Raw genomic sequence first — 26,701 nt, forward strand, 5'->3', positions numbered from 1 at the left:
GTCCGGCATGCGGATGTTCCTGGATATCCTCCTGATCATCACCAGCGTGCTGCTGGTGCTGCTGGTGCTGCTGCACCGCGCCAAGGGTGGAGGTCTGTCCAGCCTGTTCGGCGGCGGCGTGCAGTCCAGCCTGTCCGGGTCCACCGTGGTGGAGAAGAACCTCGACCGCGTCACCATCTTCACCGGCCTCATCTGGCTGATCGCCATCCTCGGCATCGGCCTGGAGATCAAGTTCGCCTGATCCCGGCGGTCACCGCTCCTGCCGTCAGCGCCGCCGCGCCGAGCACCACCGCGGCGATGACGAACGCGGCGGAATAGCTCGTCCCGAGCACAGGGGCCACCACCACGGGGCCGAGGATCTGGCCCGCGCCGTAACCGGCCGTCAGCGGCGCCGCGGCGCCATCGGTCAACTCGGCGCCGACCCGCATCGCGAGCATGACGATGCCGACGAACGTCCCGCCGAACACGGCCGCCGCCGTCACCGCGGCCCAGAGCGCGCCGGACACGGCCGGGAGCACGGCCGATACGCATTGCGCCGCCAACGCGACGGGTAACAGCAGCGCCGAAGACCAGCGCCGGGCGGCCACGCTCCACAGCACGGTCGAGACCGAGGCTGCCGCGCCGACGACGATCCACATCGCCGAGCCGGCCACCGGCCCGCGTTCCGCGCTGACCGCCGCCACCGCGAAGGTTCCGATCACGATGTACCCGAGGCCTTCGAGGAAGTAGGCGACGAGCAGGGCGCGCCAGACGCGCGAGCCGCGTGCCGCACCGTGTGGGACGCGCTGCCCGGGACGAATATCCAAGCGCCACACGGGCATCAGCAGGACCGCGGTGAGCGCCGCGGAGACCAGCCACAACATCTGCCAGGACACCACCGGCCGCAACGCCAGCACCAGCAGGCCGGTCCACGCGATGCCGAATCCGATGCCGCCGAACACTATTCCCGCCGACTGCCTGCCGCTGCCGGGACGGCTCGCGAAACCGGCGCAAGCGACGAAGATCACCGCGCTGGCGACGCCCGCGACCAGGCGCAGCACGGCGGGGAACAGGATCGGTCCCGGCGCCGCCATCAGCGCCTCGCTCGCGATCAGCAGCGCTGCCGACGCCAGGAAGACCCTGCGGTCGTGCAGCGCCGGACGCCAGGTGAGCAGCAGCGCGCCGAGCAGATAACCGGCGTAGTTCGCGGTCGCGATCAAGGCGCCGTCGTGCGCGGTGATGCGGTGCGCGTCGGCCATGAGCGGTAGCAAGGGGGTGTAGACGAAGCGCCCCACCCCCATCGCGGCGGCCAGGCCGGATGCCGCGGCCACCGCGGGAGCGAGGCCGCGGCGCTGGGGTGCGGCGAGGGCAACAGTGGTCACGGTTCGACCGTAAGAGCGCAGGGCGGCGCTCCGGAAATGCTTTCCACGCACGATGTATACGCTCAACGCATGGATATCGAGTTGCGGCATCTGCGGGCCTACCTCGCATTGTGCGAGGAGGCGAACTACACCCGCGCCGCGACCCGGCTGCACCTGAGCCAGCCCGCCCTGAGCAGGACGATCCAGCAACTGGAGCGCTTGGTCGACTGCCGATTGGTGGAGCGCACGTCCCGGCGGTTCGCGCTCACCGCCGAGGGCGCCGAATTGCTGGCCCACACCCGCCGCATCCTGGCCGACGTCGACGGGGTCGCCGCGGAACTGCGTTCGCGCGCCACGCTGGACGTCGGATTCTCCTGGTTGCTGCCGGACGCTTGGTTCGCCGCGACCCGTCGTCGTTACGAGGAACAGGGCGGCCGGATCACCCTACGGCGCGTGGACGATCCGCTCGCCGCGCTCGATGAGCGGACGGTCGATATCGCCATCTATCGCAAGGAGGCCCGGCTACCGCGTCACCTGGCGTCGCGGATCATCGCGACCGAACGGCGGGTGCTCGCGGTGGCCACCCACTCGCCGCTGGCGAGTGCGCCGCGCCTGTCCTGGTCGGAACTGGCCGATCGGCCGCTGGTGGTCAACACCGTCTCGGGCACCACCGACGCGGCCTCCTGGCAGCCGGTCGACCCGGATCGCGTCGTCATCACCTGTACGAACTTCGACGAATGGATCGAGTTGGTTGCGGCCGATCGCGGTATCGGCGTGGTGCCGGATCTGGCGCGCACCAGGGCGCCGCACCCCGGCGTGGTCTATCTGGACATCCCCGACGCGCCGCCCTCGCACGTGTACGTGGCGTGGCGCGCCAGGCCGGTCCCGCCACGCTCGGTGCAGCGCTTTCTCGGGGTGCTCTGATCACGGTCGGTCGACGCGATGAATGCGCCCGTCGATGTCGGTGAACCCGTAGTACTCGGCGAGATCCGCTACCGGCCATGGCAACCCGGTGCGGGAGCGACGCCCCGCGTCGGTGGCGAGCGCGACGACGGCGCGGCCGGTGAAGCGCGGTGTCTGCGCGTCGCCGAGATCGAAGGTGCCCTCGCCGGGCAGCGTGACCAGCCGCCTGCCGTCGGTGCCGGCCGGAACCAATTGCAGCAGTTCGGTGTCCACGATGCCGGGCCAGAGCGAGACCACGGTGACCTCGGTACCGGCGAGGTTGTGCGCCATGTCGGCGGTGAGCCGGTCCACGGCGGATTTCGCGACGCCGTAGACCGCGTTGTGCATGTACCGGCGCGCGCCTGGCGACGAGATATTGACGATCAGCCCGCCCGACTCGATCAACAGCGGCGCGGCGAAAAAGCTTGCCACGTAATGGGATCGGACGCCCACGTCGAACGACTCGTCCCATGCCGCAGGCGGGACCTCCCAGAACGGCTTGCCCAGCCAGCGGGCCGCGGCGGGGGAGTTGTAGACGTTGTTCACCAGCACGTCCAGCCTGCCGTGCTCGGTGCGGATCAACTCGAACAGCCGCTCCACCGCGTCGTCGTCGCGGTGGTCGCACACGAACGGGATGCCGCTCCCGCCTGCGGCATCGATTTCCGCGGCCGTGGCGTGTACGGTGCCGGGTAGCCGTCCCTGCGCCGCCGAGCGGCCGGTGACGAACACCGTGGCGCCCGCGGTGCCCAGCTCCAGTGCGATGCCCTTGCCTATGCCGCGGCTGGCGCCGGTGACCACCGCGACCTTGCCTTCGAGCCTTTCGGGTATTCCGCTCACGAAACCGGAACATTACCGTGAAACGATAACGTGTTCTAGGCTTTGGAGGCCCGAGTGGAGCTGACGCATCGGTTCGTGACGACCGGCGGGGTCCGTATGCACGTCGCCGAGCAGGGAACAGGACAGCCGGTGGTCTTCTGCCACGGCTTCCCGCACACCTGGTACATCTGGCACCGCCAGCTGCCCGCGATCGCGGCGGCCGGGTACCGCGCCATCGCGCCGGATCTGCGCGGTTACGGACAGACCGATGTCCCGGCCGATCCGGAGGAGTACACCAATCGCGCGGTCTGCGGTGATCTGCTCGCTCTGCTCGATGACATCGGCGCCGAGCAGGCGGTGTTCGTCGGCTTGGACTTCGGCGCGGCGCTGGTGTGGGAACTGGCGTTACGCGCGCCGGAGCGGGTGCGCGGGATCATCGTCCTGAACAATCCGTTCGCGCCACGCCCGCCGCGTGCTCCGTCGCAACTGTGGGCCAAGGCGGCGGCCCGGCACTTCCTGCACCTGCACTACTTCCAGACCCCCGGCCCGGCGGACGAGGAACTCGGCGCGCGTCCCCGGGAGTTCCTCGCCCGCGTGTACTACGCGCTGAGCGCCGACTATCACTACCTGGACACCTGGCGTTTCCCGGCCGAGGGCACCGGTTATCTCGACGTGCTGCCGGAGGCGCCCGCGCTGCCGTGGCGCTGGCTCGGCGCGGACGAGCTGGACGTGCTGACACGGGATTTCGAACGCACCGGATTCACCGGCGGACTGAACTGGTACCGCAACTTGGATCGCAACTGGGAGCTCACCGCCGACTACGCGGACGCGAAAGTCACCGCGCCCGCTTATTTCCTGTACGGCGACCGGGATCCCGACATGGAAGGTTTCAGCGGCCGCGATCCGCTGGCGACCATGCGCGGGCACGTCACCGACCTGCGCGCGGTGACCGAGATAGGCGGCGCGGGCCACCTCGTCCAGTTGGAGCGGACCGAGCAGGTGAACGCGTTGCTCACCACTCATCTCGCCCATCTGGCCGCGCATCCGGCCGGGCTTCCGGCCTGAGCCGAAACGCGTTCGGGCTCAGCGGCGTTCGGTGTCGGTGGGCACCGCTAATGTTCGGTGAATGAGTTATAGCCTGAGCATCTACGTCGTCGAGCTGGACCGGATCAAGGGCGCCATCGGGTGCGGGGACGACAAGCTCCGGCGGATGATCGGCGGCCGGTTCAAAGCCCAGCTCACCCATGACGACGACTGGTTCGCCGAGGAGATCGCGGCCGGTGCGCCCACCCGCTACGAGGCGGTGCGCGCCGTCATCGACGGCGGCCCGTTCGACCCGGCCTACGGTTTCCAGTACGGCTACGCCTACCAGACGATCTGCCAGTTCTACGGCCGGTTCGTGGACAACCGCTACTTCTCGGCGTTCCGTGGTCGCTGGCTGGACCACATCGACGACGGCTTGGCCACGCTCGGCATCAAAGCGGTCAGCGTCCGCGCGTTCATGTACCACTCGCTGCCGCCGTCGCTACCGCAGCCCGACGAGTTGCCCGGCTACGGCGAATGGACGCCGGAGCAGTGCGCGGAAGCGCTCGTGCAGTGGGAGTCGACCACGCCCCCGCAGCGCGAGGAGGTCGACCACGAGGTACTCGCCGCCATCGAGTCCTGCGTCGAGTGGATCCGGGAGGCGCAGGCCCGTCCCGGCTGGGGCGTCGCCGGGTTCTTCTACTGAGCCGTGGGCCTAGCGGTATTCCCCGGCCAGTTTCGGATAATCCGACCACCGCGGCAGTGGCTGGTAGTCGAGGTAGGCGGTGAGCCGGTCGAGCAGATACTGCCAGCGGGGACCGATCGCGCCCGCGTCGGCGGGACTCACATGGCGGCGGGTCAGTTCCACGGTGGTGACCACGCCGACCTGGGTCATCCGGACTTCGAGCAGGCAACCGTCGATGTGCACGACCAGTTCGTGCGGCGCCTGACAGTGGTCGACGCGCACCGCGACCGGGCCGGGGACGGGACCGTCGAACAGCTCGATGGTCAGGTTGCCGTTGCCGCCGGAGACGGCGCCGAGCCAGCGGCCGAGCTGGCCCCGTTCGGTGGCCGCCGACCACACATCCAGCACGGGCTTGTGGAACGACCGCAAGTAGTGCAAGAGCACCAGGTCGCCGTCGGCCGTGTGCTCGTGCTCCGGTCGTACCTCGCCGAGCATGGACATCGTGGTCATCGCGAGTCCTTTCCGCTGCTGGTCACCGTCGTCCTCACTGTATTTCCACTATTCCCCGGCCGAATCGAATTCCGGGGAATGCCGGGCCTCGGCGCGCCGAGGCCGCGTGCTGGTCGCGTCGCTCAGCAGGCGGAGGGCCGCGGCTTCGATCCGGTCCTCGTCGAGTAGCACCGTCGCGGCGGCCGGACCCAGCGGCACGAAACTGTCCTCGCTGGTCACGCGCCCGAGGTGGCCGGTGAAACCGGCGTCGACCAGCGCGGCGCACACGGCCTCCGACACGCCACCACTGCGGCGGGTCTCGTCCGCGACGAGGACCCGCCCGGTCGCGCGCGCGTGGCGCAGCAGATCGTCCACCGGCAGGGGAGCGAGCCAGCGCAGGTCGAGCACGCGCGCGTCGATTCCGTGCCGGGCCAAGCGCCGCGCCGCGCGCAGGCTCATCGGCACGCCGTTGGCGAAACTCACCAGGGTCAGGTCGGGGCCGTCGCCGTAGACGCGCGCGCGGCCGATTTCGACGTGCTCGGCCGGAGACGGGTGTGCAAGCCAGCCGTCGTCGCCGGGCCGGTGCAGGTCGCGGGTGTGATACAGCGCGATGGGCTCGAGATACAGGCACACTCTGCCGTCCACGCGGGCCGCCGATACGCACGTGCGCAGCATCGCCGCGGCGTCGTCGGCCCGGGCCGGGGAGGCGAGCACGACGCCGGGGATGTCGCGTAGCGCGGCCACCGAGTTGTCGTTGTGGAAATGGCCGCCGAAACCCTTTTGATAGGCGTATCCGGCGATCCGCACCACCATCGGATTCCGGTAACGGCCGTCGGAGAAGAACGACAGCGTGGCCGCTTCGCCGCGGATCTGATCGGCGGCGTTGTGCAGGTAGGCGAGGTACTGGATCTCCGGAATCGGCACGAACCCGGCCAGCGCCGAGCCCAGCGCGGTGCCGAGGACGCTCTGCTCGTCCAGCAGGGTGTCGAACACCCGGCGCGCGCCGAAGGTCTTCTGCAGACCCTTCGTCACGCCGTACACGCCGCCCTTGCGGCCGACGTCCTCGCCGAAGACGAGCAGGTCGCGATCGCGCGCCAGGAGGCCTGCGAGGGTTTCGTTGATCGCCTGCGCCAAGGTCATCGGCTCGGTATGCGCGGCGCCATTGCGGCGCTGCGGCGCACCGCGGCCCGCGATCGTGTCCTCGGTCTCCGCGTGTTCGCGCTCGTTGGGTGGGAGGGGTTCGGTCCGCAGCGCGTCGGCGCGCACGAGCGCAGGGCGGGCGGGAGCGATCGGCGCGATCACGGCCGCCGCCGAGGCGAGTTTCGGTTCCGCCGAGGCGAGTTCGGCGGCCGTGGCGACCCGGTGGCCGATGTCGGCATAGCGGTCGAGCACGCAGGCGGGTGTGGCCACTCCGGACTCGATCAGCAGCCGTGCGGTGGCCACGACCGGATCGCGGGCGAGATCGGCGGCGATCTCGGCGGGGCGGCGATAGGCGGTTTCGACATCGGATCCCGCGTGACCGAGCAGACGCACGGTCCGCAGCCGCAGGAACGCGGGCGCGCGGCGGTCCCGTACCCACCGCGCCGCCGTATTCGCAGTGCTCAGCGCGTCGAGGGCGGCGCAGCCGTCCGCGGCGAAGTAGGCCAGGCCCTGGCGGCTGCCGTAGGCCTGCTCGATCCAATCCGGTGGCGTGGGAACGCTGATTCCGATGCCGTTGTCCTCGCAGACGAACAGGATGGGCATGGCGATTCCCTGACCGGCGGTGTGGATCGCGGCATTGATCGCCCCGGCCGCGGTGGAATGGTTGGCCGACGCGTCACCGAAGCTGCACACCACCACCGAGTCGGCGGGCCAGGGACCGGCGACACCGAGCCGACCCGCGCGATCGATCGCGAACGCCAGCCCAACCGCGCGCGGAAGGTGCGAGGCGATGGTCGAGGTCTGCGGGATGACGTTGGCCGCGGCGCTGCCGAACACCTTGTGCCTGCCACCGGAAATCGGGTCCGCCGCCGCGGCCACCACCCCGAGCAGAACGTCCCGGATCGGGTCGAGCCCAGGCACGCGCCGGGCCCGATGCACGAAGAACGCCCCCGATCGGTAGTGCAGCAGGGCGGGATCGGTGACCCGCAGGGCCGCCGCCACAGCGGCATTGCCCTCGTGACCCGACGATCCGATGCTGTAATAGCCGCGCCGGGCGCTGCCGAGGCGGCGTGCCGCGAGATCGAGATGCCTGCTCGTCGCCTGCGCTTCGAACAGCTCGAGGCACGCCGCACCGGTGATCGCGCCGCCGGGTGCGATCGGCTGGTCCGCCGGACGGCCGGGGCGGGCGACGAGTGCGGCGACGGCGGTGCGGAACCGCTCGTCGAGATCCACTGCCTGCTCGGTCATCGACCGATCATCTCGTAAACTCAGCCGCTCGGCGGCGTTATCCGACGGTGTTCTTCCGGAAAACTAGGGCCGCGATGTGCAAATTTACGAGATGAAGCAGTTGGCAGCGAGCGCTCAGCGCAGCGCGGACGCGGCCTCCTGATCGAGCAGCCAGGTGGTGGAGTCCGTACCGGTCGCTCCCGCCGCGGGCACGTCCACCGGGTCCGCGCCGCCGATGGCGGCGGCGACCGCTTCGGCCTTCGAGGCGCCGCCGACCACCAGCACGACGTGCCTGCTGCGGCGGATCGCGGGCAGGGTCAATGTCACCCGAACCGGCGGCGGCTTGGGCGAATTCGTCACGGCGACGACGAGTTCGTGGGATTCGCGCACCGCGTCGGTATCCGGGAACAGCGAATTCACGTGGCCCTCGCCGCCCATGCCGAGCAGGTGCAGATCGAACGCGCCGTGTTCGGCGAGGTGGGCATGCACCGTCGCGGAGTACTCGGCGGCGGCCTCCACCGGGTCGGGGTACTCGCCGTCGGAGACGGCCACCGGATGCACCCGCGCCGGATCCACCGGTACATGGTCGAACAGCGCCTGCCTGGCTTGCAGGTCGTTGCGCTCGGGGTCGTTCGCGGGCACGAAACGCTCGTCGCCCCAGAACACCTCGACTCGGGACCAGTCGATATCGCCGGGCGACTTGCGCACCTGTTCGAGCAGGGCGATGCCGGTCCCGCCGCCGGTCACCACCACCGACGCGGAGCCGCGCTCGGCCTGGGCGGCGACGACGACGGAGACGAAGCGGGCCGCCGCGGCGGCCACCAGCGACTCGGTGTCGAGATGCACCTCGACGGTGTCGCTGGGGAACGGCGAATCGGTGTGCTCACTCATAGATCACCTTCTCGATTCCGGCCAGCGCCTCGGCGTAGGTCTCGTCGGCGTCCAGCCTGCGTAGGTCTTCGGCGAGGCAGTCACGAGTCTCCCTGCGCGCCAGGGCGATTCGCTGCACCGGTTCGCCGGTGCGGGTCAGCGTCGCGGTGCGGCCGGTCTGCGGACGTTCGATCGCGATGGAGACGGTGGGACGATGCAGTTCCACCCGCAGCGGGCCGGTGCGCCGGTGTACCGGGCAGTCCAGCCGGGCGGCCAGCCAGCCGGCCAGCATGTCCAGGGCGGGCTCGTCGCGCAGCCCGGACACCGTCACCGAGTCCACCGACTCGAACGGCGGCTCGTCCATGGCCGCCGCCAGCAGGGCCCGCCAGTAAGTGATCCGGCTCCAGGCCAGATCGGTGTCGCCGCTGGCATAGGACTGCAGCCGCCTCTTGATCGCCGCCTGGGGATCGGACGCGAACGTGGCGTCGGTGATGCGGCGGCCCGCCAAGCGGCCCACCGAATCCTTCGACGGGAACTCCGGCGCTCCGCGCGGCCACCAGGCCACGACCGGCGTATCCGGCAGCAGGAACGGGGTGACGACGCTGCTCTCGTGGTTGACCAGTTCGCCTTGCAGCCGCAGCACGATGACCTCGGCCGCCCCCGCATCGCCGCCCACCCGGATCTGCGCGTCCAGCCGGGTGGCGGCCTCCCGGTCGCCGCGCGCGAGCACCACCACGCGACAGGGGTGCTCGCGACTGGCCTCGTTCGCCGCTTCGATCGCGTGCTCGGCCTCGGAGCTGTCCAGCGTGCACACCACCAGCGTGAGCACGCGGCCCATGGTGATCACGCCGTTGCTCTCGCGCAACTGCACGATGCGCTTGGTGACCTCGCTGGTGTTGGTGTCGGGCATGTCGACGATCACGGGCGCCGCCATTCCCGCCCGGTGCGGGCGATCATCTCGTCCGCGGACGACGGGCCCCACGTGCCCGCCTCGTACGGCTCCGGCCTGCCGTCGCCCGCCCAGTGGTCGAGCACCGGATCGAGGATGCGCCAGGACAATTCGACCTCCGCGTTCACCGGGAACAGCGACGGCTCCCCGAGCAGCACGTCGAGGATCAGGCGTTCGTAGGCCTCCGGCGATGATTCGGTGAACGCCTCGCCGTAGCTGAAGTCCATGTTGACGTCGCGCACCTCCATGCTGGAGCCCGGCACCTTCGAGCCGAACCGGGTAGTGATGCCCTCGTCCGGCTGCACCCGGATGACCAGCGCGTTCTGTCCGAGTTCCTCGGTCATGGTCTGGTCGAACGGAAGGTGCGGCGCCCGCTTGAAGATCACCGCGATCTCGGTGACCCTGCGGCCGAGCCGCTTTCCGGTGCGCAGGAAGAACGGAACGCCCGCCCAGCGGCGGGTGTCGATCTCCAGCCGGATCGCGGCATAGGTCTCGGTCTTCGAGTTCGGGTCGAAGCCCTCTTCCTCCAACAGCCCGACCACGTGCTCGCTGCCCTGCCAGCCTTCGGTGTACTGGCCGCGCGCGGTGGTGTCGTCCAGGGGTTCGATGAGCCTGGTCGCCGAGAGCACCTTGATCTTCTCGGTCTGCAATTGCTTGGGCTCGAAGCTGATCGGCTCCTCCATGGCGGTGAGGGCCAGCAGTTGCAGCAGGTGGTTCTGGATCACGTCGCGTGCGGCGCCGATGCCGTCGTAGTAGCCCGCGCGTCCGCCGAGGCCGATGTCCTCGGCCATGGTGATCTGCACGTGGTCGACGAAGTTGGCGTTCCAGATCGGCTCGTACTGCTGGTTGGCGAAGCGCAGCGCCAGGATGTTCTGCACCGTCTCCTTGCCAAGGTAGTGGTCGATGCGGAAGACCCGCTCCTCGGGGAACACGCCGTTGACCAGTGCGTTGAGTTCTTGCGCGCTCTTCAGGTCGTGCCCGAACGGCTTCTCGATCACCACTCGCCGCCAGGGCTTGCGCGCCGCGTCGGGCCCGGTGGTCTGGGCCAGGCCGTGCGCGCAGAGCTGGTCGAGCACGAGCGGGAACATGTTCGGCGGGATGGACAGATAGAACGCGTGATTGCCGCCGGTGCCGCGCTCCTTGTCCAGCGTGGTCAAGGTATCGGCGAGCCGGTCGAAGGCCGCGTCGTCGTCGAAGGTGCCCTGGACGAACCGGATGCCCTCCAGGAGCTGGTCCCAGACCTCTTGACGGAAGGGGGTACGCGCGTGCGCCTTGACCGCTTCCAGCACCACCTGCGCGAAGTCCTCGTCCGCGTAGTCGCGGCGCGCGAAACCGACCAGGCCGAAGGCCGGGGGCAGCAGCCCCCGGTTGGCCAGGTCGTAGATGGCCGGCATCAGCTTCTTGCGAGACAGGTCACCGGTGACGCCGAAGATGACCATGCTGCACGGTCCGGCGATGCGCGGAAGCCGTTTGTCCCGTTTGTCCCGCAGCGGGTTCTGCCATTCGACTGCGTCCGGTCGATCCGCGGGTGCTGCCCCGGCCATCGATCAGCCGTTCCCGGTCGACGCCGACTTCAGCTCGTCGGCGGTGGCGGAAAGCAGCTCCTCCCAGGACTTCTCGAACTTGTCCACGCCCTCGCGCTCGAGCACCGCGAACACGTCGTCGAGGTCGACGCCGACGGCGGTGAGCCGATCGAAGACGTCCTTGGCCTCCGCCGCCTTGCCGCTGACCGTGTCGCCGGAGACCACGCCGTGGTCGGCGACCGCCTGGAGCGTCTTCTCCGGCAGCGTGTTCACCGTGTTGGGGGCGACCAGTTCGGTGACGTACATCGTGTCGGCGTACTCCGGGTTCTTCACGCCGGTCGACGCCCACAGCGGACGCTGCCGATTCGCGCCCGAGGAGGCCAGGTTCAGGAACGTGGAGGTGTGCTTGCCTCCGTCGAACACATCCTGGTACTCGGCGTAGGCGAGGCGGGCATTGGCGATACCCGCCTTGCCGCGCAGCGCGAGCGCCTCGTCGGTGCCGAGCGCCTCCAGTCGCTTGTCGATCTCGGTATCCACGCGGGAGACGAAGAACGAGGCGACGGAGTGGATCCTGGCCGGGTCGTGACCGGCGATCTTGGCCTTCTTCACGCCCTCCAGGTAGGCGCCCATCACCGCGCGATAGCGCTGCACCGAGAAGATCAGCGTGACGTTCACGCTGATGCCTTCGCCGATCACGGCCGCGATGGCGGGCAGGCCCTCCTCGGTGGCCGGGATCTTGATGAACAGGTTGGGCCGGTCGACGATCTTCCACAGTTCGACCGCCTGCGCGACGGTCCGGTCGGTGTCGAACGCCAGGCGGGGGTCGACCTCGATGGAGACCCGGCCGTCCACGCCACCGGTCGCCTCGAAGACCGGAGCGAACACGTCGCAGGCCGCGCGGACGTCATCGGTGGTGATGGTGCGGATCGCGGCGTCGGCGTCGGCGCCTTGCGCGGCAAGCTCTTTCAGCTGGCCGTCGTAGGCGTGGCCCTGGCTGAGCGCACCCTGGAAGATCGTCGGGTTGGTGGTGACCCCGACGACGGACCGGGTCTCGATCAGCTCGAGCAGGTTGCCGGACTGGATCCGGTCCCTGGACAGATCGTCGAGCCATACGGACACTCCCGCCGCCGAGAGGGCGGCGAGATTCTCGTTCTGAGCCATGAGCGCTTATCCCTTCACGTTCTCGAGCGTGCGCTGCGCGGCGGCAACGACGGCTTCCGGAGTGAGGCCGAATTCGCGGAACAGGGTCTTGTAGTCGGCGGAGGCGCCGAAGTGCTCGATCGACACGATCTCGCCCGCGTCACCGGCGAACCGGTGCCACGGCATCGCGATACCGGCTTCGACGACGACGCGCGCGGCGATCGCGGGCGGAAGCACTTCGTCCCGGTAAGCCTTGTCCTGCGCGTCGAACCACTCCACGCACGGCATCGACACCACGCGGGTGGCGATGCCCTGCTCCTCCAGCGTAATGCGGGCGGCGACCGCGAGCTGCAGCTCCGAACCGGTGGCGATCAGGATCACTTGCGGTGTGCCCGTGGACGCCTCGGCCAGGATGTAGCCGCCCTTCTTGACGCCTTCGTAGCTGGTGCCCTCGAGAATCGGCAGGTCCTGGCGGGTCAGCGCCAGCCCGGACGGGCCGTCCTGGTGCGGCGGCTCGGACACCGAGAAGTGCGAGCTGTGCTCGCTGCTGTCGCGCTCCAGGATGGTGCGCCAGGCGTAGGTGGTCTCGTTGGCGTCACCGGGACGGACCACGTTCAGGCCCGGGATGGCGCGCAGCGCGGCGAGGTGCTCGATCGGCTGGTGCGTGGGGCCGTCCTCACCGAGACCGATGGAGTCGTGGGTCCAGACGTAGATCGCGGGCACGCGCATCAGCGCGGCCAGGCGGACCGACGGGCGCATGTAGTCGCTGAACACCAGGAAGGTGCCGCCGTACGGACGGGTCGGGCCGTGCAGGGCGATGCCGTTGAGGATCGCGCCCATCGCGTGCTCGCGCACACCGAAGTGCAGGGTGCGGCCGTACGGATCGGCCTTCCACATGCCGGTGGAGATCGACTCCGGCCCGAAGCTGCGCTGGTCGGGCATGGTGGTGTTGTTGGACTCGGCCAGGTCGGCCGAACCGCCCCACAGCTCCGGCAGCACCGGCGCCAGCGCGGCGAGCACCTTGCCGGACGCCTTGCGGGTGGCCATGCCCTTCGGATCCGGTTCGTAGCTGGGCAGATTCGCGGTCCAGTTGTCCGGCAGACGCCGCGCGAAGAGGCGGTCGAACAGCGCCTTGTTCTCCGGGTTCGCCGCCGCCCACGCGTCGAACGACTGCTGCCACTGCTCGTGCGCTTTCCGGCCGCGCTCGACGACCTTGCGGGTGTGCTCGATGACGGCCGGGTCCACGTCGAAGCTCTTGTCCGGGTCGAAGCCGAGGACCTTCTTGGTGGCGGCGACCTCGTCGGCGCCCAGCGCCGCGCCGTGGGCGGTGCCGGTGTTCATCTTGCTGGGGGCGGGGTAGCCGATGATGGTGCGCAGCACGATGATCGATGGCTTGCCGGTCTCGGCCTTGGCGGCTTCCAGCGCGGCCTCGATGGCGACGACGTCTTCGCCGCCCTCGACCACCTGCACGTGCCAGCCGTAGGCCGCGTAACGCTCGGCGACGTCCTCGGTGAACGCGATGGTGGTGTCGTCTTCGATGGAGATCTTGTTGTCGTCGTAGATCACGACGAGATTGCCCAGCTGCTGGGTGCCCGCGAGCGACGACGCCTCGGAGGTGACGCCCTCCTCGAGGTCGCCGTCGGAGGCGATGACGTAGATGAAGTGGTCGAACGGGCTGGTGCCCGGCGCGGCGGCGGGATCGAACAGTCCGCGCTCGCGACGCGCCGCCATCGCCATGCCGACCGCCGACGCCAGGCCCTGGCCGAGCGGGCCGGTGGTGATCTCGACGCCGTCGGTGTGCCGGAACTCGGGGTGGCCCGGGGTGAGCGAGCCCCACTTGCGCAGGTTCTTCAGGTCGTCCAGCTCGAGACCGTAACCCGCCAGGTAGAGCTGGATGTACTGGGTGAGGCTGGAGTGCCCGCAGGACAGCACGAACCGGTCCCGGCCGACCCAGCTCGGATCGCTCGGGTCGATGCGCATGGTCCGCTGGTACAGCGTGTAGGCAAGCGGCGCCAGGCTCATCGCGGTACCGGGGTGGCCGTTTCCGGCGTTCTGCACCGCCTCGGCGGCCAGGACCCGGATGGTGTCGACAGCCTTGGTGTCCAGATCCGTCCAGTCGTCCGGGTGGTTCGGCTGAGTGAGGGCGCGGATGTCGTCTGTGATCGACACGACCGAGGTTCTCCTGACATTGGTTCGTCGACGGCGGGTGGGTTTCTGACGGCGATGATCGCGCGGCAGCTACGGCGTGCTAACCGGGTATACCCACTTACCCTAGATGTGCCCGGTGACCGGCACACCATTAACCCTGTGTTGGTTTCGCGGCGCCTGTTGCGCTGCGCGTTCGCAGGTGGTTTCGCACAGGCCGCGACTGCGACGGCGGTGTGTTGGCGGCCTTGCACCAGGGCCGCCGGAACGGGTGGGCCGGGTGTCTTCGGTGCTCGCGTCACGCGCATGCGCGACGCGTGACGGGTCGTGAACGCCCTCGTAGGGCGCGTGTTCGGGGTGATGGGAAAGTATTGAGCAAGCGACTGCTTTGTGGCACGCGCCGGTGCGGTGCCGAAAGTTGCCGCACCACGCGGTGCGGGGCATGCGGTGGGTTCGCCGGGTTCGGTGGAGTCGACAAATTTTTTCGCGGCGCGGAATCCGCGTCGCGCGTGCGCACGGCTCCGCGCGAGTGGACAGGGGGGAGGGCAAGGGCTCCGAACCGGGTGGCGCGGACGAGCCGAACGAGCCGTCGCCCCCGTCACATTCCGGTCCTCTAGCGCGGGGGCGACGGGAGGGGCGCGCGCGGCGGGGGTCTACCATCCTTTGTAGTAGTAGTCGCGCCGCACCGGTCGGAAGGGGCGCCGGGGCGGACGGAAGTCCGGCGCGGGCGCACCCGTACCACCGGGACGAGTGCACTGCTGGTCGATGCCGGATGCGATGCACAGCGTGCGAGGAGAGACAGTGCGGATTGGGCAACAGCCGGGTGGCGATGGTGCGCACGGCTCCTCCGCGACGGCGCTGGCCGACCGGTTCACGGGTCCCGGCCTACCGTCCCGGCTGATTCGACGGGTACTGGCCTACGTCGCGCTGACCAAGCCCAGGGTCATCGAGCTGTTGCTCGTCGCCACGATTCCGACCATGCTGCTGGCCGACCGCGGCACCGTCGACATCCGCCTGATCCTCGCGACGCTGTTCGGCGGCTGGATGGGCGCGGCGAGCGCGAACACGCTCAACTGCGTCGCGGACGCCGACATCGACAAGGTCATGAAGCGCACCGCCAAGCGGCCGCTGGCCAGGGACGCGGTGCCGACCCGCAACGCGTTCGTGTTCGGCGTCGTGCTCGGGTTGGGCTCGTTCGCCTGGCTGTGGTGGCAGGCCAACCTGCTCAGCGGCGTGCTCGTCGTCGCCACGATCCTGTTCTACGTCTTCGTCTACACGCTGGGCCTCAAGCGCCGCACCTCGCAGAACGTGGTGTGGGGCGGCGCGGCGGGCTGCATGCCCGCGCTGGTGGGCTGGTCGGCGGTGACCGGCGGCATCGGCTGGCCCGCCATCGCGCTGTTCGGCGTCATCTTCTTCTGGACGCCGCCGCACACCTGGGCGCTGGCCATGCGCTACAAGGAGGACTACCGCGCGGCGGGCGTGCCGATGCTGCCGGTGGTTGCCACGGAGAAGACCGTCACCAAGCAGATCGTCGTCTACACCTGGCTGACCGTGCTCACCACGCTCGCCCTGGTGCCCGCCACCGGCGTGATCTACGCGGCCGTGGCGCTGGTGGCCGGGGCATGGTTCCTGCTCATGGCGCACCAGCTGTACGCGGGCGTGCGGCGCGGCGAGTCGGTGAAGCCGCTGCGGCTGTTCCTCCAGTCGAACAACTACCTGGCCGTGGTGTTCTGCGGCCTCGCGGTGGACTCGGTGCTCGGCTGGGACACCGTCGGCAGCTTCTTCAGCTGAGCGCGCCGACGTAGCCGTCCGGGCGAACGAACACCCTGGTGCCCTCGGCTGCGGCGTAGGCCGCGTGGGCGTGTCCGTCGACATCCACCACATGCGGCCCTTCCACCTGCTCACCGGGACGCACTACCGCGTATGCGTGCGGCCCGGCCTCCGCCTGGGCGCCGAATGACAGCACCGTCGCGTGGGGCCCGCGGAACAGGTCGAACAACCGGACGGGCCGTCCGTGCTCGTCTTTCACCGGCGCGTCCGGCGCCCGGTCGCCGACGGCGAACCAGCCGCGCTCGGCCGGGTCTCGATAGCTGATGTCCAGTTGCTGGGTCTCCGCTCCGCGCTCCATCGCGTCCTCGTCGCCGTCGACCAATTTGTCCAGCAGTTCGGAGCTGATCCCGAGCACCTTGGCGGCCACCGTCCTGCGCTCGGCCTCGTAGCTGTCCAGGAGCATGTCGTCCCCGGCGAGCGCGGCGGCCAGCTTCCAGCCGAGGTTGTAGGCGTCCTGGATGCCGGTGTTCATGCCTTGGCCGCCGGTGGGCGGATGCGCGTGCGCGGCGTCGCCGGCCAGGAACACCCTGCCGTCGCGGAAGCGCTGCGCCAGGCGGATATTCGGGCGCCACACGGTCACCCAGGTCAGGTCGGTGAGGGTGACGTCGTCGCGTCCGCAATAGCGGTCCACGTATTCCTGGAGCAGCTCGAGGCTCGGCTCCGCGTCGCCGGTCAACGGGGCGGCGAATTGGAACTGACGCCCACCGGGCAGCGGGGACAACGCGATGCCCCGCATCGGCTCGTCGGCGGCGGCGAACCAGTAGCCGACCTCGTGGTCGAGCGCGTCGGCGCGCACGTCGCCGAGCAGCATGCGCAGCGATTCGTCGGTGCTGCCCTCGAACGGGATGCCGAGTGTCTTGCGCACGGTGCTCTTGCCGCCGTCCGCGCCGATCAGGTAGGCGGCGCGCACGGTCTCCGGCGTGCCGTCGTGCTCCAGCGTCACGGTGACGCCGTCGTCGTCCTGTGTGAAGCCGGTCAGCGCGGTGCCCAGTTCCACGTGCACCCCGAACTCGGCGAGCCGCTCGCGGAGGATGGCCTCGGTGCGGGACTGGCCGAGCACCCACAGGTTCGGGTAGGGGACGGCGGGCGTCGGCTCGACCGGTTCGCTCATTCGGCGTTCGGTGACGAACTCGCCGCCCAGATGTACGCGCATCACCGGTGTCGGCATTCCGGCCGCCAGCACCGCGTCCAATACCCCCAGGTCGTCGAACACTTCCAGGGTGCGCGGCTGGATGCCGTCGCCGCGCGAGCCCGCGAAGAACGTGGCCGCCTTGTCGACGATCCGGACCGGGATGTCCCGGCGAGCGAGATCGAGGGCGAGGGTGAGGCCGGTGGGTCCGGCGCCCGCGACGAGAACGAGATGTGCCATGACGTACTCCTGATGAATCAATATTCACTGAATGCATATTCAGTGTCATGCTTGGTACGTTGCGTTGTCAAGGAGGTGAGGTGGGTGTCGCTGAGTCGCAAGGAGAAGTCGGCCGAAACCGAGCAGGTGTTGAAGGCCGCCGCGCTGCGGTTGTTCGCCGAGCGCGGCTACCTGAACACCAAGATCACCGACATCACGACGGCCGCGGGACGGGCGGCCGGGTCGTTCTACAACCACTTCGCGAGCAAGGAAGAATTGCTCCAGGCGCTGCTGAGCGATCTGGCCGCGGCGGGGGACGAGCGTGCGGAAGGACCCGATCACAATCCGGATTTCAGCGACCCGGAGGCGGTGCGTTACCACGTCGCCGGGTATTGGACCTTCGCGCGGGAGCACGGGCCCGTGCTGCGCGCGGTGAATCAGGCGGCCCTGGTCAACGAGGAATTCGCGCAGATGGTCGCGCGGTTCGGCAGACAGCAGCGCGCCGACATCGCCGACCACGTCGAAGGATTCGCCGACCGGGGCCTGCGGCTGCCGAGCACGCCCGACGCCAGCCTGGCGATGATGTTCATGCTCACCCAGAGCCTGCTGGCCGCGGTGGAAGAGGGGAGCGTCGAGTTGACCGACGAACAGGCCGTGGAGGGCCTGACCCGGTTCATTTATCGCGGTCTCACCGGCCGCGACTACTGAGCGGGCGGGGGCCGGCCCATCGGACCGCCCCCCACCCGTGGCTCACGGAAGCAGGACGATGGAACCGGTGGTCTTGCGGCCTTCCAAGTCGCGGTGTGCCCGCTCGGCGTCGGCGAGCGGGTAGGTCGCGCCGATCCGGATGTTCAGTGTGCCTCGCGCGATGGCGTCGAAGACGTCGCCCGCGCGCCAGGTGAGTTCGGCGCGGTCCCGGATGTAGTGCGCCAACGTGGGACGGGTGACGAACAGCGAACCGGCCCCGCCCAGCCGTTGCAGGTCGAATGGCGGCACCGGACCGCTCGCGCCCCCGAAGAGGGCGAGCGTGCCCCGCACGCGCAGCGCGGCGAGGCTCGACTCGAAGGTTGCCGCGCCGACGCCGTCGTAGGCCGCCGCCACGCCGACGCCGTCGGTGAGCTCGCGCACGCGACCGGCCAGTCCGTGGCCGTAACGCAGCACCTCGTCGGCTCCCGCCGCGCGCGACAGCGTCTCCTTCTCGTCGGAGGACACCGTCGTGATCACCCGGACGCCGCGCGCGTTGAGGAGCTGGGTCAGGATCAGCCCGACACCGCCCGCGCCCGCGTGCACGAGCACCGCCTCCCCTGGCTCGGGCCGGTAGATGGACTCGATGAGATAGTGCGCCGTCATGCCCTGCAACAGCGCCGACGCGGCCACGGGCGGATCGACGCCGTCCGGTACCCGGATGGCGACGGCGGCGGGCACCGCGACCTTCGGGGCGTAGCTGCCCGGGGCGGCGGCCCAGGCCACCCGGTCGCCGACCGCGAACTCCGTGACGTCCGAGCCGACCTCGGCGACGACGCCGGTGCCCTCCGCGCCGGGAACGTAGGGGACGTCCTGCGGATAGCGCCCGGTACGGATGTAGGTATCGATGAAGTTGACGCCGATCGCCTGTGTGTCGACCAGGAGCTGGTCCGGTCCGATCCGCGGATCGGGCACCTCTACGTACTTCAGGACCTCGGGACCACCGTGTTCGGAAACCTGAATGGCGTGCATGAGATCCAGTTCTACACCCGAGCGGCGGGCACGCTGCCTACCGGTCGGTAAACTGCGTGCCATGAGTTCTGAAACCGCCACGGCGCCGCAGAAGCTGTCGGGCGCCCTCGTCGAGTCCGTCAAGGGGTTCGTCGCCGATCACGGACGTTCCGCCACGGCCGTGCTCCAGCCGATCGGTCGCGCTGGTGTGCGGGTCACCCTGGTCGGTTCCGACGGTGTGCTCGGTGACCGCGTGGTCCCGGACCTGGAGACGGCCAAGGAACTGGTCGCCACGATCGACGGTCTCACCGAGGCCGACGAATGGGATCGTGAGCTCACCTCGATCGTCACCCCGCGCAAGGGGCACTGGGCCAAGATGGCGGGCTGGGTCGCCAAGCAGGCCCGTTTCCCCAAGGCGCGCAACGAGAAGTGATCGTTGCGTAGCCGAGTGACGCTGCCCGGCCGGATCGGCGCGGCGCTGATCGCCGCATGCGCGATACTTGTCGCGGCAGCGACTCCGGCGGCCGCGCAGCCGCCGGAGACTTCGAACGCGCTGCGCGCCTGCACGCCCGGCGACTATCCGCCGTACTCGATCAGGGACGCTGCCGGCGACCACCGCGGTGTGGACGTCGATCTGGCGCGGGGTTTCGCCGCGCTGCTCGGCCGTCCGATCGAGTTCGTGCCCGTGACCTGGGCGACGCTGAAGACCGACTTCGCCGAGCGGAACTGTGATATCGCGGTCGGGGGCATCTCCGACCTGCCGTCGCGGCGCGCGTTCGCGGACTTCTCGATCACCTACGGGACCGATGGCAAGGCCCCGATCACCCATCGCGCGAACGGCACGGCGTTCTCGACCATCGCGGAGATCAACCGTCCCGGCGTCCGGGTGATCGCCAATCGCGGTGGCACGAACGAAGAATTCGCGCGCAAGAACTTCCCCGACGCGCAGCTCACCTTGTGGCCGGAAAATCTGACGATCTTCGGCGAGGTCGAGCAGGGCCGCGCCGACGTGTTCGTCACCGATTCGGTCGAGGGCCGCTACCGCGTCCGTCAGCATCCGGACCTGCAAGTGCTGCATCCCGAAGCGCCGTTCGACTCGTTCGGGAAGGTTCTGCTGGTGCGCAAGGACGACCCGGTTCTGGCGGCCTTGCTGGACGCCTACTTGACCACCCAGCTCGCGACGGGGGCGGTGGATCGATTGTTCGACCAGTGGATCGGGCCGAACGCCCCCGTGGGCTGAGTTCGTGCGCTGACTATCCCGGGGCGACGCTGCCCTCCGAGCGTCAGCGGCTCGGGATGTTCCAAGTGAGCCGCCACGCCGCCGGGGAAAGCGCTCGAGCGCGTGAAACAGAGCGAGTCGGTGCGCGTCCGGGCGAGGTGGACAGTGCCGACGGTCAGGCGCGGCTGTCGATTTCGGCAGTGCGCGACGGGCGGCACGCGGGAGGGTGGCTGCGATGATAGGTAGCTCTGGCCAGCCATCGAGGCCCTGCGCGATGCTGGGCGGCGAAACGGGCGGACGGGGCGAGCGTCGCCGAAACTGGTGGTCAGCTCGGAGCGGTTCCGTCCCGGCGAGGATGCTCGAGCAGCGCTTTCCAGGCCGCCTGCCACGGGAAGAGGGGCAGGCTCGCCTCCCCGGTGCCCCGCTCGTGCGGCTCCCCCTCGCCGATCACGATGGTGACGCCCCACTCGGACAGCTTGCGCATTCCCTCTTGGATCGCGGGAAAGCTGATCTGCGCGCGGTTCGAGTAAGGCACACCGACGATCGGCAGGCCCTTGCCGAGCCCTTCCACCAGTAGGCCGAGCAGGAGCGTATCCGAGATCCCCGCAGCCCATTTCGCGATCGAATTGCCGGTGAGCGGGGCGGCGATGATGCCGTCGGCAGGCGGCAGCACATCCGGCGTGCCGGGTTCCTTGTACTGGCTGCGCACGGGATAACCGGTCTGCGCTCGGAGCGCGTCGACGTCGATGAACCCGGTTCCCGACGGCGAGGCGATCACGCACACTTCCCAGCCGTCCGCCTGGGCCAGGGCGATCAACTTGCCGACATCGCGTGCGGCGGGCGAACCGGTCACGAGGGCGTACAGCACGGGATTTCCGTTGGCGTCCACGACTTTCATGGTGCCATGCCGCCGCAGGGCGGCTCGATGGCACGGGAAGCGTCACTCCGCCCCCAGTGGACCGGTCAGCTCGCGGCGCCCGGTTGTGCTGATTCGTTGCGAAGTATGGCCTTGTGCACCTTGCCGGACGGAGTCAAGGGAAGGTTCGGCCTGATGATGATCTCTTTGGGGACCTTGTAATCCGCGATTCTGTCCGCGCAGAATCGCTCGAGGTCGCCTTCGGCGAGCTGAGCGTCTGGTGTGAGGACAACGTAGTAGCGGCCGATCTCGCCGAGCACCGGATCGGGTACGCCGATACCGGCCGCCATGAGGACCTGGGGGTGCTCCGCCAGTATGTTCTCGACTTCGATCGGGTAGATGTTGTATCCGCCTTGGACGAACATGTCCTTGGCGCGGCCGTGCAGGGTGATCAAGCCGTCGTTGTCGATCCAGGCTATGTCACCGGTGCGCAGCCAGCCGTCGCTACCGATGACGTCGGCCGTTTCCGCGGGCATCCCGTGGTAGCCCGCCATGACCGAAGGGGTTCGGAGCAGGAGTTCGCCGGTTTCGCCGATGGCGACTTCGGTCCCGTCGGCATCGGCGATCTTGATCTGCACGTTCGGAAGCGGCCGGCCGATCGCGCGCACGGTCGACTCCGTGTCACTGCCCCACGGGGTCATCACAACTGCACCCGAGGACTCACTGAGCCCGTAGAGGTTCATCACGGTGGCGTTCGGAAAGAAGCTGGTCAAACGTTCCAGCAAGGCTGTACTCCTCTCGTTACGCGTTCGACGCGAGATGCGTGGTGAGAAACTCGATCTGATCGGCAACGATCCGATCGACAGCCGGCGGATGGTAGACGGTGAAGTGGTCGGCGTCGTAATGCTTCAGGGTTGCCCGTGGTGCGGTGGCGGCCACCCGCCCCGCGATGGCCGGGTCGATGAGATTTTCTCGATCGCAGGCGCACACCAGCAGCGGGCAGCGCACGCGCGGGGCGGCGGACGCGGCGTTGTAGAACAACATGCCCAGTCCCGAGGCCGCCGTGATCCGGTTATCGAAGCCGTAACCCGGTGGCGTCACCGACTGCCACCCTTCGAGAGCGCCGGGCTGGTTCACGAACGCCAGGTCCCCGGGCTTTCCGACCAAGGGGACGTAACGGCGCGACCGACCGAGTGCGGCACGGACCAGGTCGGACACGATCGGAACCGTGAACCGCAACAAATGCCGGACCCCCGCCCGTGACACAACGGCACGCCCACTGAAGACCGGACACTGAACCACCGCGGCACGAAGGTCATCGTGGCGTGCGGCTGCGGCCAGGACGTGGCTGGCGCCGAAAGACGTGCCCCACAAGGCGATCCGGTGAGCGTCCAGTTCGGGGCGGGAGCGGGCGAAGGCCACAGCGGCGTCGACATCCTCGGCATAACGGCGTTGACTCACCAGCTGGCGCGGCCGCCCACCTGATTCTCCGAGGTGGCGGAAGTCGAAGGCCACCACGGCAAGACCCGCATCGGAGAACCACTTCTCGTACTGGGCCAGCATCATCTCGTGGGTTGCGCCACCGCCATGGACGAGCACCACGACCGGATGCGGACCTGGGCCGTCCGGAAGGGTCAGCCACACCGCGCACTCGTCGCGGCCGGAAGGGAAAGTGGTGCGAATGGTCATGACACCTCGATATAGGTACGTTGTACGTGAACGAGTTCAGTTAAACACGTACGTTGTACTTAAACAAGGAGGAGTATGCCCGCCCCCAGAAAGTTCGCGCGCGAGCAGCTGCAAGCCGCGGCACTGGCCTTGGTCGACGACCATGGCCTGGCCGGGTTGACCATGCGCAGTCTCGCGTCGGCGCTGGGCACCGGTGCGATGACGATCTACAACTACGTCGATGGACGGGAAGGTTTGGAGCAGCTCGTCACTGAGGCCGTGATGGCCGAAGCGCATTGGTGCGCCACGCCGTCCATGGACTGGGATGACGAGGTACTAGCCGTCGCCGAGGGAATGTGGCGCGCCGTGCGCGCACATCCCCATGCGATCCCATTGATTCTCACCCGGCGCAGCCTCGACATGGCGACCCTGCGGCCAACCGAAGCCCTGTTGCAGGCGCTCGCGCGTAGCGGTAGATCAGGGACCGAATTGCTGGTGGCGTTCCGCGCAGTGTCCGGCTTCATCACCGGATACGCGCAAGCCGAACTCGTCGGCCCCCTATCCGTGGCGCGCGACGAGGACCTCACGACGATCACCGACCGGATCGCGGCCTTGCCGCCCGAGCAGTTCCCCAAGCTCATCGAGATCGCGTACGCCGCCGCCGCGAGCGACCCGACAGCCGAATTCCGGGCCGGGATGCGCATAATCTTGGCAGGACTCGAGACCTAGACGTCCGCCAGCCAACGGGTGCGGCATCGGATGCCGCCGGACCTGCGTTCGGATGTCGCCCATCTCCGGTCCGCCGAGGCCGGACGCGTGGTACCTGAAACCTGTTGTGGCCGATGCATATGTTGCCCGGGGTATGGGTCAGGAGGGGACCGCGCCGATGCGTTTGGCGAGGCGGCCGAGGTCACCGGTGGTGAGGTTGCGGTGGGCGGTGCGCATCATGTGGCCGACGAGTTCGCGGACGTGGGTCATGCCGCGCACTTGCTGGGGGGCGATGTGTTCGGCGCGCAGGAGGGCGTGCAGGGAGTTGTGGTAGTCGCGGCGCAGGGCGTGGGCGCGGCCGATCTCGACGAAGTATTGGGCTCTGCGGCCTTCGGCGGGGATGGTTTGCGGGTCGAGGGTTGGGGCGAGTTGGAGCACTTGGCCTGGTTCGCGTTTCTCCATTGCGGCTGACATGCGCCAGAGGATCACGTTCGCGGCATCGAATGTCGGGTTGCGGAGAGTCGCGGATTCCGGGGGAGCCTGGCCGAGCCTGGTGACTTGCTCGCTCGCTTCGTCCAGATGGTCGCCAGGGTCGCCGCCGAGCGCTGCGGTAACGAGCGCGGCCTGCAAGTGCAGCATGCCGTAGGTTTCGATCTCGCCGCGGCTTCGAACCTCCGGGCCGAGGCGCTCGGCAGCGTTCGTCGCGCCGTCGAGCGCGGCAGTCAATGAGCCGGGGCGCGACAGCAGGATCTGGCTTCGAGTGAAGGCTGCGGTAGCCGAACCGGAGGTGCCACCGATGTTCGCGGTGGCGTGCTCGATCTCTTGTGCTGCTGTCCAAGCCAACGCTGAGTACCCTCTGGCCTTCAAGGACGCGGCTGTCGTGTATGCCGCCGCCGCAAGCACATCCCAGGCAAGATTGCGATCGGCTCCGGCCGAATCACGAGCGTGTCGATAGCAGTCGGTGAGTAGAGCAGGCAACATCGGACCGAGTGCCGCGTAGTCGCACGCGCGTCGCAGATGGGCAGCATGACGTGCTGCCGCCGCGAGTTCGGTGAGGCTGCGGGGTGGTGCAGTCGGAGTGGTGTCGCCCCGGGTCCACAGCGCGGTTTCGATGGCGGGCACCGCGGCGTGGAATCCGGCCGACGACGGGTCGAACCGGTCGTCCTGATCGCCGGTCAGATCACCGACCGCGACGCCGAGCGCTTGGGCGAGGGCGTGCAGGGTCCGCCGCGAATCGATGGGGCGCTCGCCGTTCTCGTATTTGGCGATCGCGCCCCGGCTGACGCCGACCCGATCAGCAAGCACTTGCTGCGAGATCCCACGGCGCGCGCGAACAGCACGCACCTGTCGGCCGATGTATCGGCCCTCGTCGTTCCCCTGACCCTCGCTCATCGGCTCTCCCTCGCCGGATGCTGATCGAAACCTCATGCTAGACGCGTCGCCAGGTGTCCCGCACCGGGACAACGCCGGTCCGGCAGCCCACCAAGCTGTTGCGAGCACTCGCCCTCGGGACGGGCACGTCGGTGCGCGCGACAACGGGTTGCGCTCCAGGGCGCGGGTGCTCACAACGCGATGAGCAGGGGAAGGCAAACGTGATGCGGGGAGTGGCAGTCGATTTCGCGTGGAACGACACGTTCGTGGAGCGGCATGGTGACGCGATCGCGATGGTGGCGACCGGTGATCGAAACGAACTCGGTGCGATTCGCGCGGTGTCGGCGTCCGCGCCCGGCTCCACGCTATCCCTAGCGGATCAGCTGGCTCGCAACGGTTTCCGGGCGCGAGTCGTCCAGTGCCACGCACATCGACTCCGCCGTCGCTGCGCCCGACTCACCGATCGCAACCGACCGCGCCTCGACGTGATGCCGTCGCGACCGCTGCGCGGACACGATCGGCGCGCGACGGCCTCCCACCGCGTCGGTGATCCCGGCGCGACGGGGCAGGAGGGCACGCGGTGAGCGACCTGTGCGATCCGGCGGCCGACACCCCGGCCAGCCGGTGCCGCTTCTACCGGCAGTGCGGGCTTCCTGCGGCCGTGCAACCGGAACTCGGCCGCATCGTCGTGCCCGCGGGCCGAGTCGGCGCGATCACCATGCCCGCTCGGCTCGGCCAAGAGGTGAAGGCGCTGCTGCAGGTCCGGCGGTCCGCGCTTGGGCCGATCATCTCGCATCCACGCTCGAAGCGCTGGACCTATCTGGTGCGGCCGGACCTGCCCGACGAAGTCGGCTTGTTCGCCGAGCTGTTCCGGCTGGACGTGTCGGTCGCGCGCTGCGGCGCGCAGATCGCCCTGCCCTCGCCCGCCGACCGGTCGCCGTGCTTCCGGGTGTGGGTGGAACCGCCGCGCGATACGTTCCGGCCGTCGGGTTCGGTCGTCGTCGCGGCGATCCGGGTACGCGCGGGACGCCGGTGGTGACCGGGCCGCAGCAGCGGTCGCCGCGCCCGGAAGAGCCCGATGTCCATGTGTCGGTCCAATTCCACGACGTGCGCCTGAACTTCGCGGCCTGTGCGAGCGCTGCCGCGCTGTTCGTCCAGGAGTGGCGCGCCCGCCACTACGAGGACGCGGCCACGGTGCTCCCGGGCGATCCGACGGGCCTGCCCCGCCTGCCGAACGAGCGGTTGTTCCTCGACCCGTGAGCAGTGGGTCGGCCGGGAGTGGACGCGGCCGCGTGTCCGAGCGCCGAGACGGACTCGGCGGGAAGTCGCGCTGCCCGTGCAACCGGAACCCGGCCGCATCGTCGTGCCCGCTCGGCTGGGCCAGGATGCGAAGGCGCTGACGCAGGTCCGGCGGTCCGCGTCCGGTTCCCGTCCTGGCCCAGCTCGTCGCGTCACCCGTTCCGGCCGGATGAGCTGGATACCAGTGGTCTCGAGCACGACCCCGGCGATGCCATTCCCGGCAGTTCGGATGAGCGGACGGCGACCGAACCCGAGTCGAGCGCGGGACGCCGGGCGCGAGTGTCCGCTGAGCAATCATTCGGCGGCGTCTGCGCGGATGCCGCGGCGCCCCCGCTCGGAGCGATACCCTGGAGCAGGGTAATTCGACGTCGAGGAGCTGATGTGGAACACCTGCGAGGCAAGGGCGCATCGTGTGTAG

26 protein-coding genes are annotated in these 26,701 nt (G+C 69.2%); 11 read left to right on the top strand and 15 right to left on the bottom strand.

Annotated elements, in window-relative coordinates; all coding sequences use genetic code 11:
- Nucleotides 1-7 precede the first annotated feature (7 nt).
- Complete coding sequence (secG, locus tag ABZ824_RS05490) at nt 8-241, top strand: preprotein translocase subunit SecG (RefSeq protein WP_014351691.1); 234 nt, start codon at nt 8-10, stop codon at nt 239-241.
- On the opposite strand, the gene ABZ824_RS05495 is transcribed toward secG, so the two are convergent.
- Complete coding sequence (locus ABZ824_RS05495; RefSeq protein ID WP_356961788.1) at nt 228-1,361, bottom strand: YbfB/YjiJ family MFS transporter; 1,134 nt, start codon at nt 1,359-1,361, stop codon at nt 228-230. The genes secG and ABZ824_RS05495 overlap by 14 nt on opposite strands.
- 69 nt (nt 1,362-1,430) lie before the next feature.
- On the opposite strand from ABZ824_RS05495, the gene ABZ824_RS05500 reads away from it, so the two are divergent.
- Nucleotides 1,431-2,264 (top strand): LysR family transcriptional regulator, encoded by an 834-nt coding sequence (locus ABZ824_RS05500; RefSeq protein WP_356961789.1) that lies wholly within the window; start codon nt 1,431-1,433, stop codon nt 2,262-2,264.
- Here the strand turns inward: ABZ824_RS05500 and ABZ824_RS05505 are convergent, their stop codons facing one another.
- A complete protein-coding gene (locus ABZ824_RS05505; RefSeq protein ID WP_356961791.1) occupies nt 2,265-3,119 on the bottom strand; it encodes an SDR family NAD(P)-dependent oxidoreductase in 855 nt (284 codons plus the stop codon).
- Between the two features lie 54 nt (nt 3,120-3,173).
- Here ABZ824_RS05505 and ABZ824_RS05510 point away from each other — a divergent pair, with 54 nt between their 5' ends.
- Nucleotides 3,174-4,163 carry an alpha/beta hydrolase gene (locus ABZ824_RS05510; protein WP_356961792.1) on the top strand — a complete coding sequence of 330 codons (990 nt, stop codon included), beginning with the start codon at nt 3,174-3,176 and terminating at the stop codon, nt 4,161-4,163.
- A 61-nt stretch (nt 4,164-4,224) separates the two neighbouring features.
- Nucleotides 4,225-4,827: a hypothetical protein gene (locus ABZ824_RS05515; RefSeq protein ID WP_355070771.1), complete on the top strand. Its 603-nt coding sequence runs from the start codon at nt 4,225-4,227 to the stop codon at nt 4,825-4,827.
- Nucleotides 4,828-4,836: 9 nt separating this feature from the next.
- On the opposite strand, the gene ABZ824_RS05520 is transcribed toward ABZ824_RS05515, so the two are convergent.
- The 7 genes from ABZ824_RS05520 to tkt all read right to left on the bottom strand — a co-directional run bounded on the left by ABZ824_RS05520 (nt 4,837) and on the right by tkt (nt 14,313).
- Nucleotides 4,837-5,316 (bottom strand): hypothetical protein, encoded by a 480-nt coding sequence (locus ABZ824_RS05520; protein WP_355070773.1) that lies wholly within the window; start codon nt 5,314-5,316, stop codon nt 4,837-4,839.
- Nucleotides 5,317-5,364: 48 nt separating this feature from the next.
- Complete coding sequence (locus ABZ824_RS05525; RefSeq protein ID WP_356961793.1) at nt 5,365-7,683, bottom strand: thiamine pyrophosphate-dependent enzyme; 2,319 nt, start codon at nt 7,681-7,683, stop codon at nt 5,365-5,367.
- Between the two features lie 114 nt (nt 7,684-7,797).
- Nucleotides 7,798-8,553, bottom strand: coding sequence for a 6-phosphogluconolactonase (gene pgl, locus ABZ824_RS05530; RefSeq protein ID WP_356961795.1), 756 nt, complete (start codon nt 8,551-8,553; stop codon nt 7,798-7,800).
- Entirely contained in the window at nt 8,546-9,454 is a 909-nt protein-coding gene (opcA, locus tag ABZ824_RS05535) for a glucose-6-phosphate dehydrogenase assembly protein OpcA (RefSeq protein WP_356961796.1), read from the bottom strand. Before opcA ends, pgl begins: the two co-directional genes overlap by 8 nt.
- Nucleotides 9,451-11,025 carry a glucose-6-phosphate dehydrogenase gene (zwf, locus tag ABZ824_RS05540; protein WP_355070781.1) on the bottom strand — a complete coding sequence of 525 codons (1,575 nt, stop codon included), beginning with the start codon at nt 11,023-11,025 and terminating at the stop codon, nt 9,451-9,453. The genes opcA and zwf overlap by 4 nt, the downstream gene beginning before the upstream one ends.
- Nucleotides 11,026-11,028: 3 nt before the next feature.
- Complete coding sequence (tal, locus tag ABZ824_RS05545; protein ID WP_355070783.1) at nt 11,029-12,165, bottom strand: transaldolase; 1,137 nt, start codon at nt 12,163-12,165, stop codon at nt 11,029-11,031.
- Nucleotides 12,166-12,171: 6 nt separating this feature from the next.
- On the bottom strand, nt 12,172-14,313 hold the full coding sequence (gene tkt, locus ABZ824_RS05550) for a transketolase (protein WP_356961798.1): 2,142 nt from the start codon (nt 14,311-14,313) through the stop codon (nt 12,172-12,174).
- A gap of 777 nt (nt 14,314-15,090) precedes the next feature.
- On the opposite strand from tkt, the gene ABZ824_RS05555 reads away from it, so the two are divergent.
- Nucleotides 15,091-16,080, top strand: a complete 990-nt coding sequence (locus tag ABZ824_RS05555; RefSeq protein WP_355070787.1) for a heme o synthase — start codon at nt 15,091-15,093, stop codon at nt 16,078-16,080.
- On the opposite strand, the gene ABZ824_RS05560 is transcribed toward ABZ824_RS05555, so the two are convergent.
- Complete coding sequence (locus ABZ824_RS05560) at nt 16,073-17,488, bottom strand: FAD-dependent monooxygenase (RefSeq protein WP_356961800.1); 1,416 nt, start codon at nt 17,486-17,488, stop codon at nt 16,073-16,075. The two genes, ABZ824_RS05555 and ABZ824_RS05560, sit on opposite strands and share 8 nt — an antisense overlap.
- Nucleotides 17,489-17,572: 84 nt before the next feature.
- On the opposite strand from ABZ824_RS05560, the gene ABZ824_RS05565 reads away from it, so the two are divergent.
- Nucleotides 17,573-18,175, top strand: coding sequence for a TetR/AcrR family transcriptional regulator (locus ABZ824_RS05565; RefSeq protein WP_356961802.1), 603 nt, complete (start codon nt 17,573-17,575; stop codon nt 18,173-18,175).
- Nucleotides 18,176-18,217: 42 nt separating this feature from the next.
- Here ABZ824_RS05565 and ABZ824_RS05570 read toward each other — a convergent pair whose 3' ends face one another.
- A complete protein-coding gene (locus ABZ824_RS05570) occupies nt 18,218-19,183 on the bottom strand; it encodes a quinone oxidoreductase (RefSeq protein ID WP_356962463.1) in 966 nt (321 codons plus the stop codon).
- 61 nt (nt 19,184-19,244) lie between these two features.
- Here ABZ824_RS05570 and ABZ824_RS05575 point away from each other — a divergent pair, with 61 nt between their 5' ends.
- Nucleotides 19,245-19,595, top strand: coding sequence for a hypothetical protein (locus ABZ824_RS05575; protein ID WP_355070793.1), 351 nt, complete (start codon nt 19,245-19,247; stop codon nt 19,593-19,595).
- Between the two features lie 3 nt (nt 19,596-19,598).
- The gene (locus ABZ824_RS05580) at nt 19,599-20,402 is read left to right on the top strand and encodes a transporter substrate-binding domain-containing protein (protein ID WP_356961804.1); all 804 of its coding nucleotides are present in this window, start codon (nt 19,599-19,601) and stop codon (nt 20,400-20,402) included.
- Nucleotides 20,403-20,706: 304 nt separating this feature from the next.
- Here the strand turns inward: ABZ824_RS05580 and ABZ824_RS05585 are convergent, their stop codons facing one another.
- The 3 genes from ABZ824_RS05585 to ABZ824_RS05595 all read right to left on the bottom strand — a co-directional run bounded on the left by ABZ824_RS05585 (nt 20,707) and on the right by ABZ824_RS05595 (nt 22,926).
- Nucleotides 20,707-21,270, bottom strand: coding sequence for a flavoprotein (locus ABZ824_RS05585; RefSeq protein WP_356961806.1), 564 nt, complete (start codon nt 21,268-21,270; stop codon nt 20,707-20,709).
- A 74-nt stretch (nt 21,271-21,344) separates the two neighbouring features.
- The gene (locus ABZ824_RS05590) at nt 21,345-22,022 is read right to left on the bottom strand and encodes an AMP-binding protein (protein WP_356961808.1); all 678 of its coding nucleotides are present in this window, start codon (nt 22,020-22,022) and stop codon (nt 21,345-21,347) included.
- 16 nt (nt 22,023-22,038) lie between these two features.
- Nucleotides 22,039-22,926 (bottom strand): alpha/beta fold hydrolase, encoded by an 888-nt coding sequence (locus tag ABZ824_RS05595; protein WP_356961810.1) that lies wholly within the window; start codon nt 22,924-22,926, stop codon nt 22,039-22,041.
- Nucleotides 22,927-23,001: 75 nt separating this feature from the next.
- On the opposite strand from ABZ824_RS05595, the gene ABZ824_RS05600 reads away from it, so the two are divergent.
- Nucleotides 23,002-23,634 carry a TetR/AcrR family transcriptional regulator C-terminal domain-containing protein gene (locus tag ABZ824_RS05600; protein WP_356961812.1) on the top strand — a complete coding sequence of 211 codons (633 nt, stop codon included), beginning with the start codon at nt 23,002-23,004 and terminating at the stop codon, nt 23,632-23,634.
- A gap of 138 nt (nt 23,635-23,772) precedes the next feature.
- On the opposite strand, the gene ABZ824_RS05605 is transcribed toward ABZ824_RS05600, so the two are convergent.
- Nucleotides 23,773-25,005 (bottom strand): helix-turn-helix domain-containing protein, encoded by a 1,233-nt coding sequence (locus tag ABZ824_RS05605; RefSeq protein ID WP_356961813.1) that lies wholly within the window; start codon nt 25,003-25,005, stop codon nt 23,773-23,775.
- Between the two features lie 559 nt (nt 25,006-25,564).
- Between ABZ824_RS05605 and ABZ824_RS05610 the strand changes: the two genes are divergently transcribed.
- Nucleotides 25,565-26,023 (top strand): DNA-directed RNA polymerase subunit beta, encoded by a 459-nt coding sequence (locus ABZ824_RS05610; protein WP_067801851.1) that lies wholly within the window; start codon nt 25,565-25,567, stop codon nt 26,021-26,023.
- Nucleotides 26,020-26,244: a hypothetical protein gene (locus ABZ824_RS05615; protein WP_356961814.1), complete on the top strand. Its 225-nt coding sequence runs from the start codon at nt 26,020-26,022 to the stop codon at nt 26,242-26,244. The genes ABZ824_RS05610 and ABZ824_RS05615 overlap by 4 nt, the downstream gene beginning before the upstream one ends.
- The last annotated feature ends 457 nt before the right edge of the window (nt 26,245-26,701 follow it).

It is taken from the genome of Nocardia sp. NPDC047038 (assembly GCF_040644075.1).
Classification (GTDB): Bacteria; Actinomycetota; Actinomycetes; order Mycobacteriales; family Mycobacteriaceae; genus Nocardia; species Nocardia sichangensis.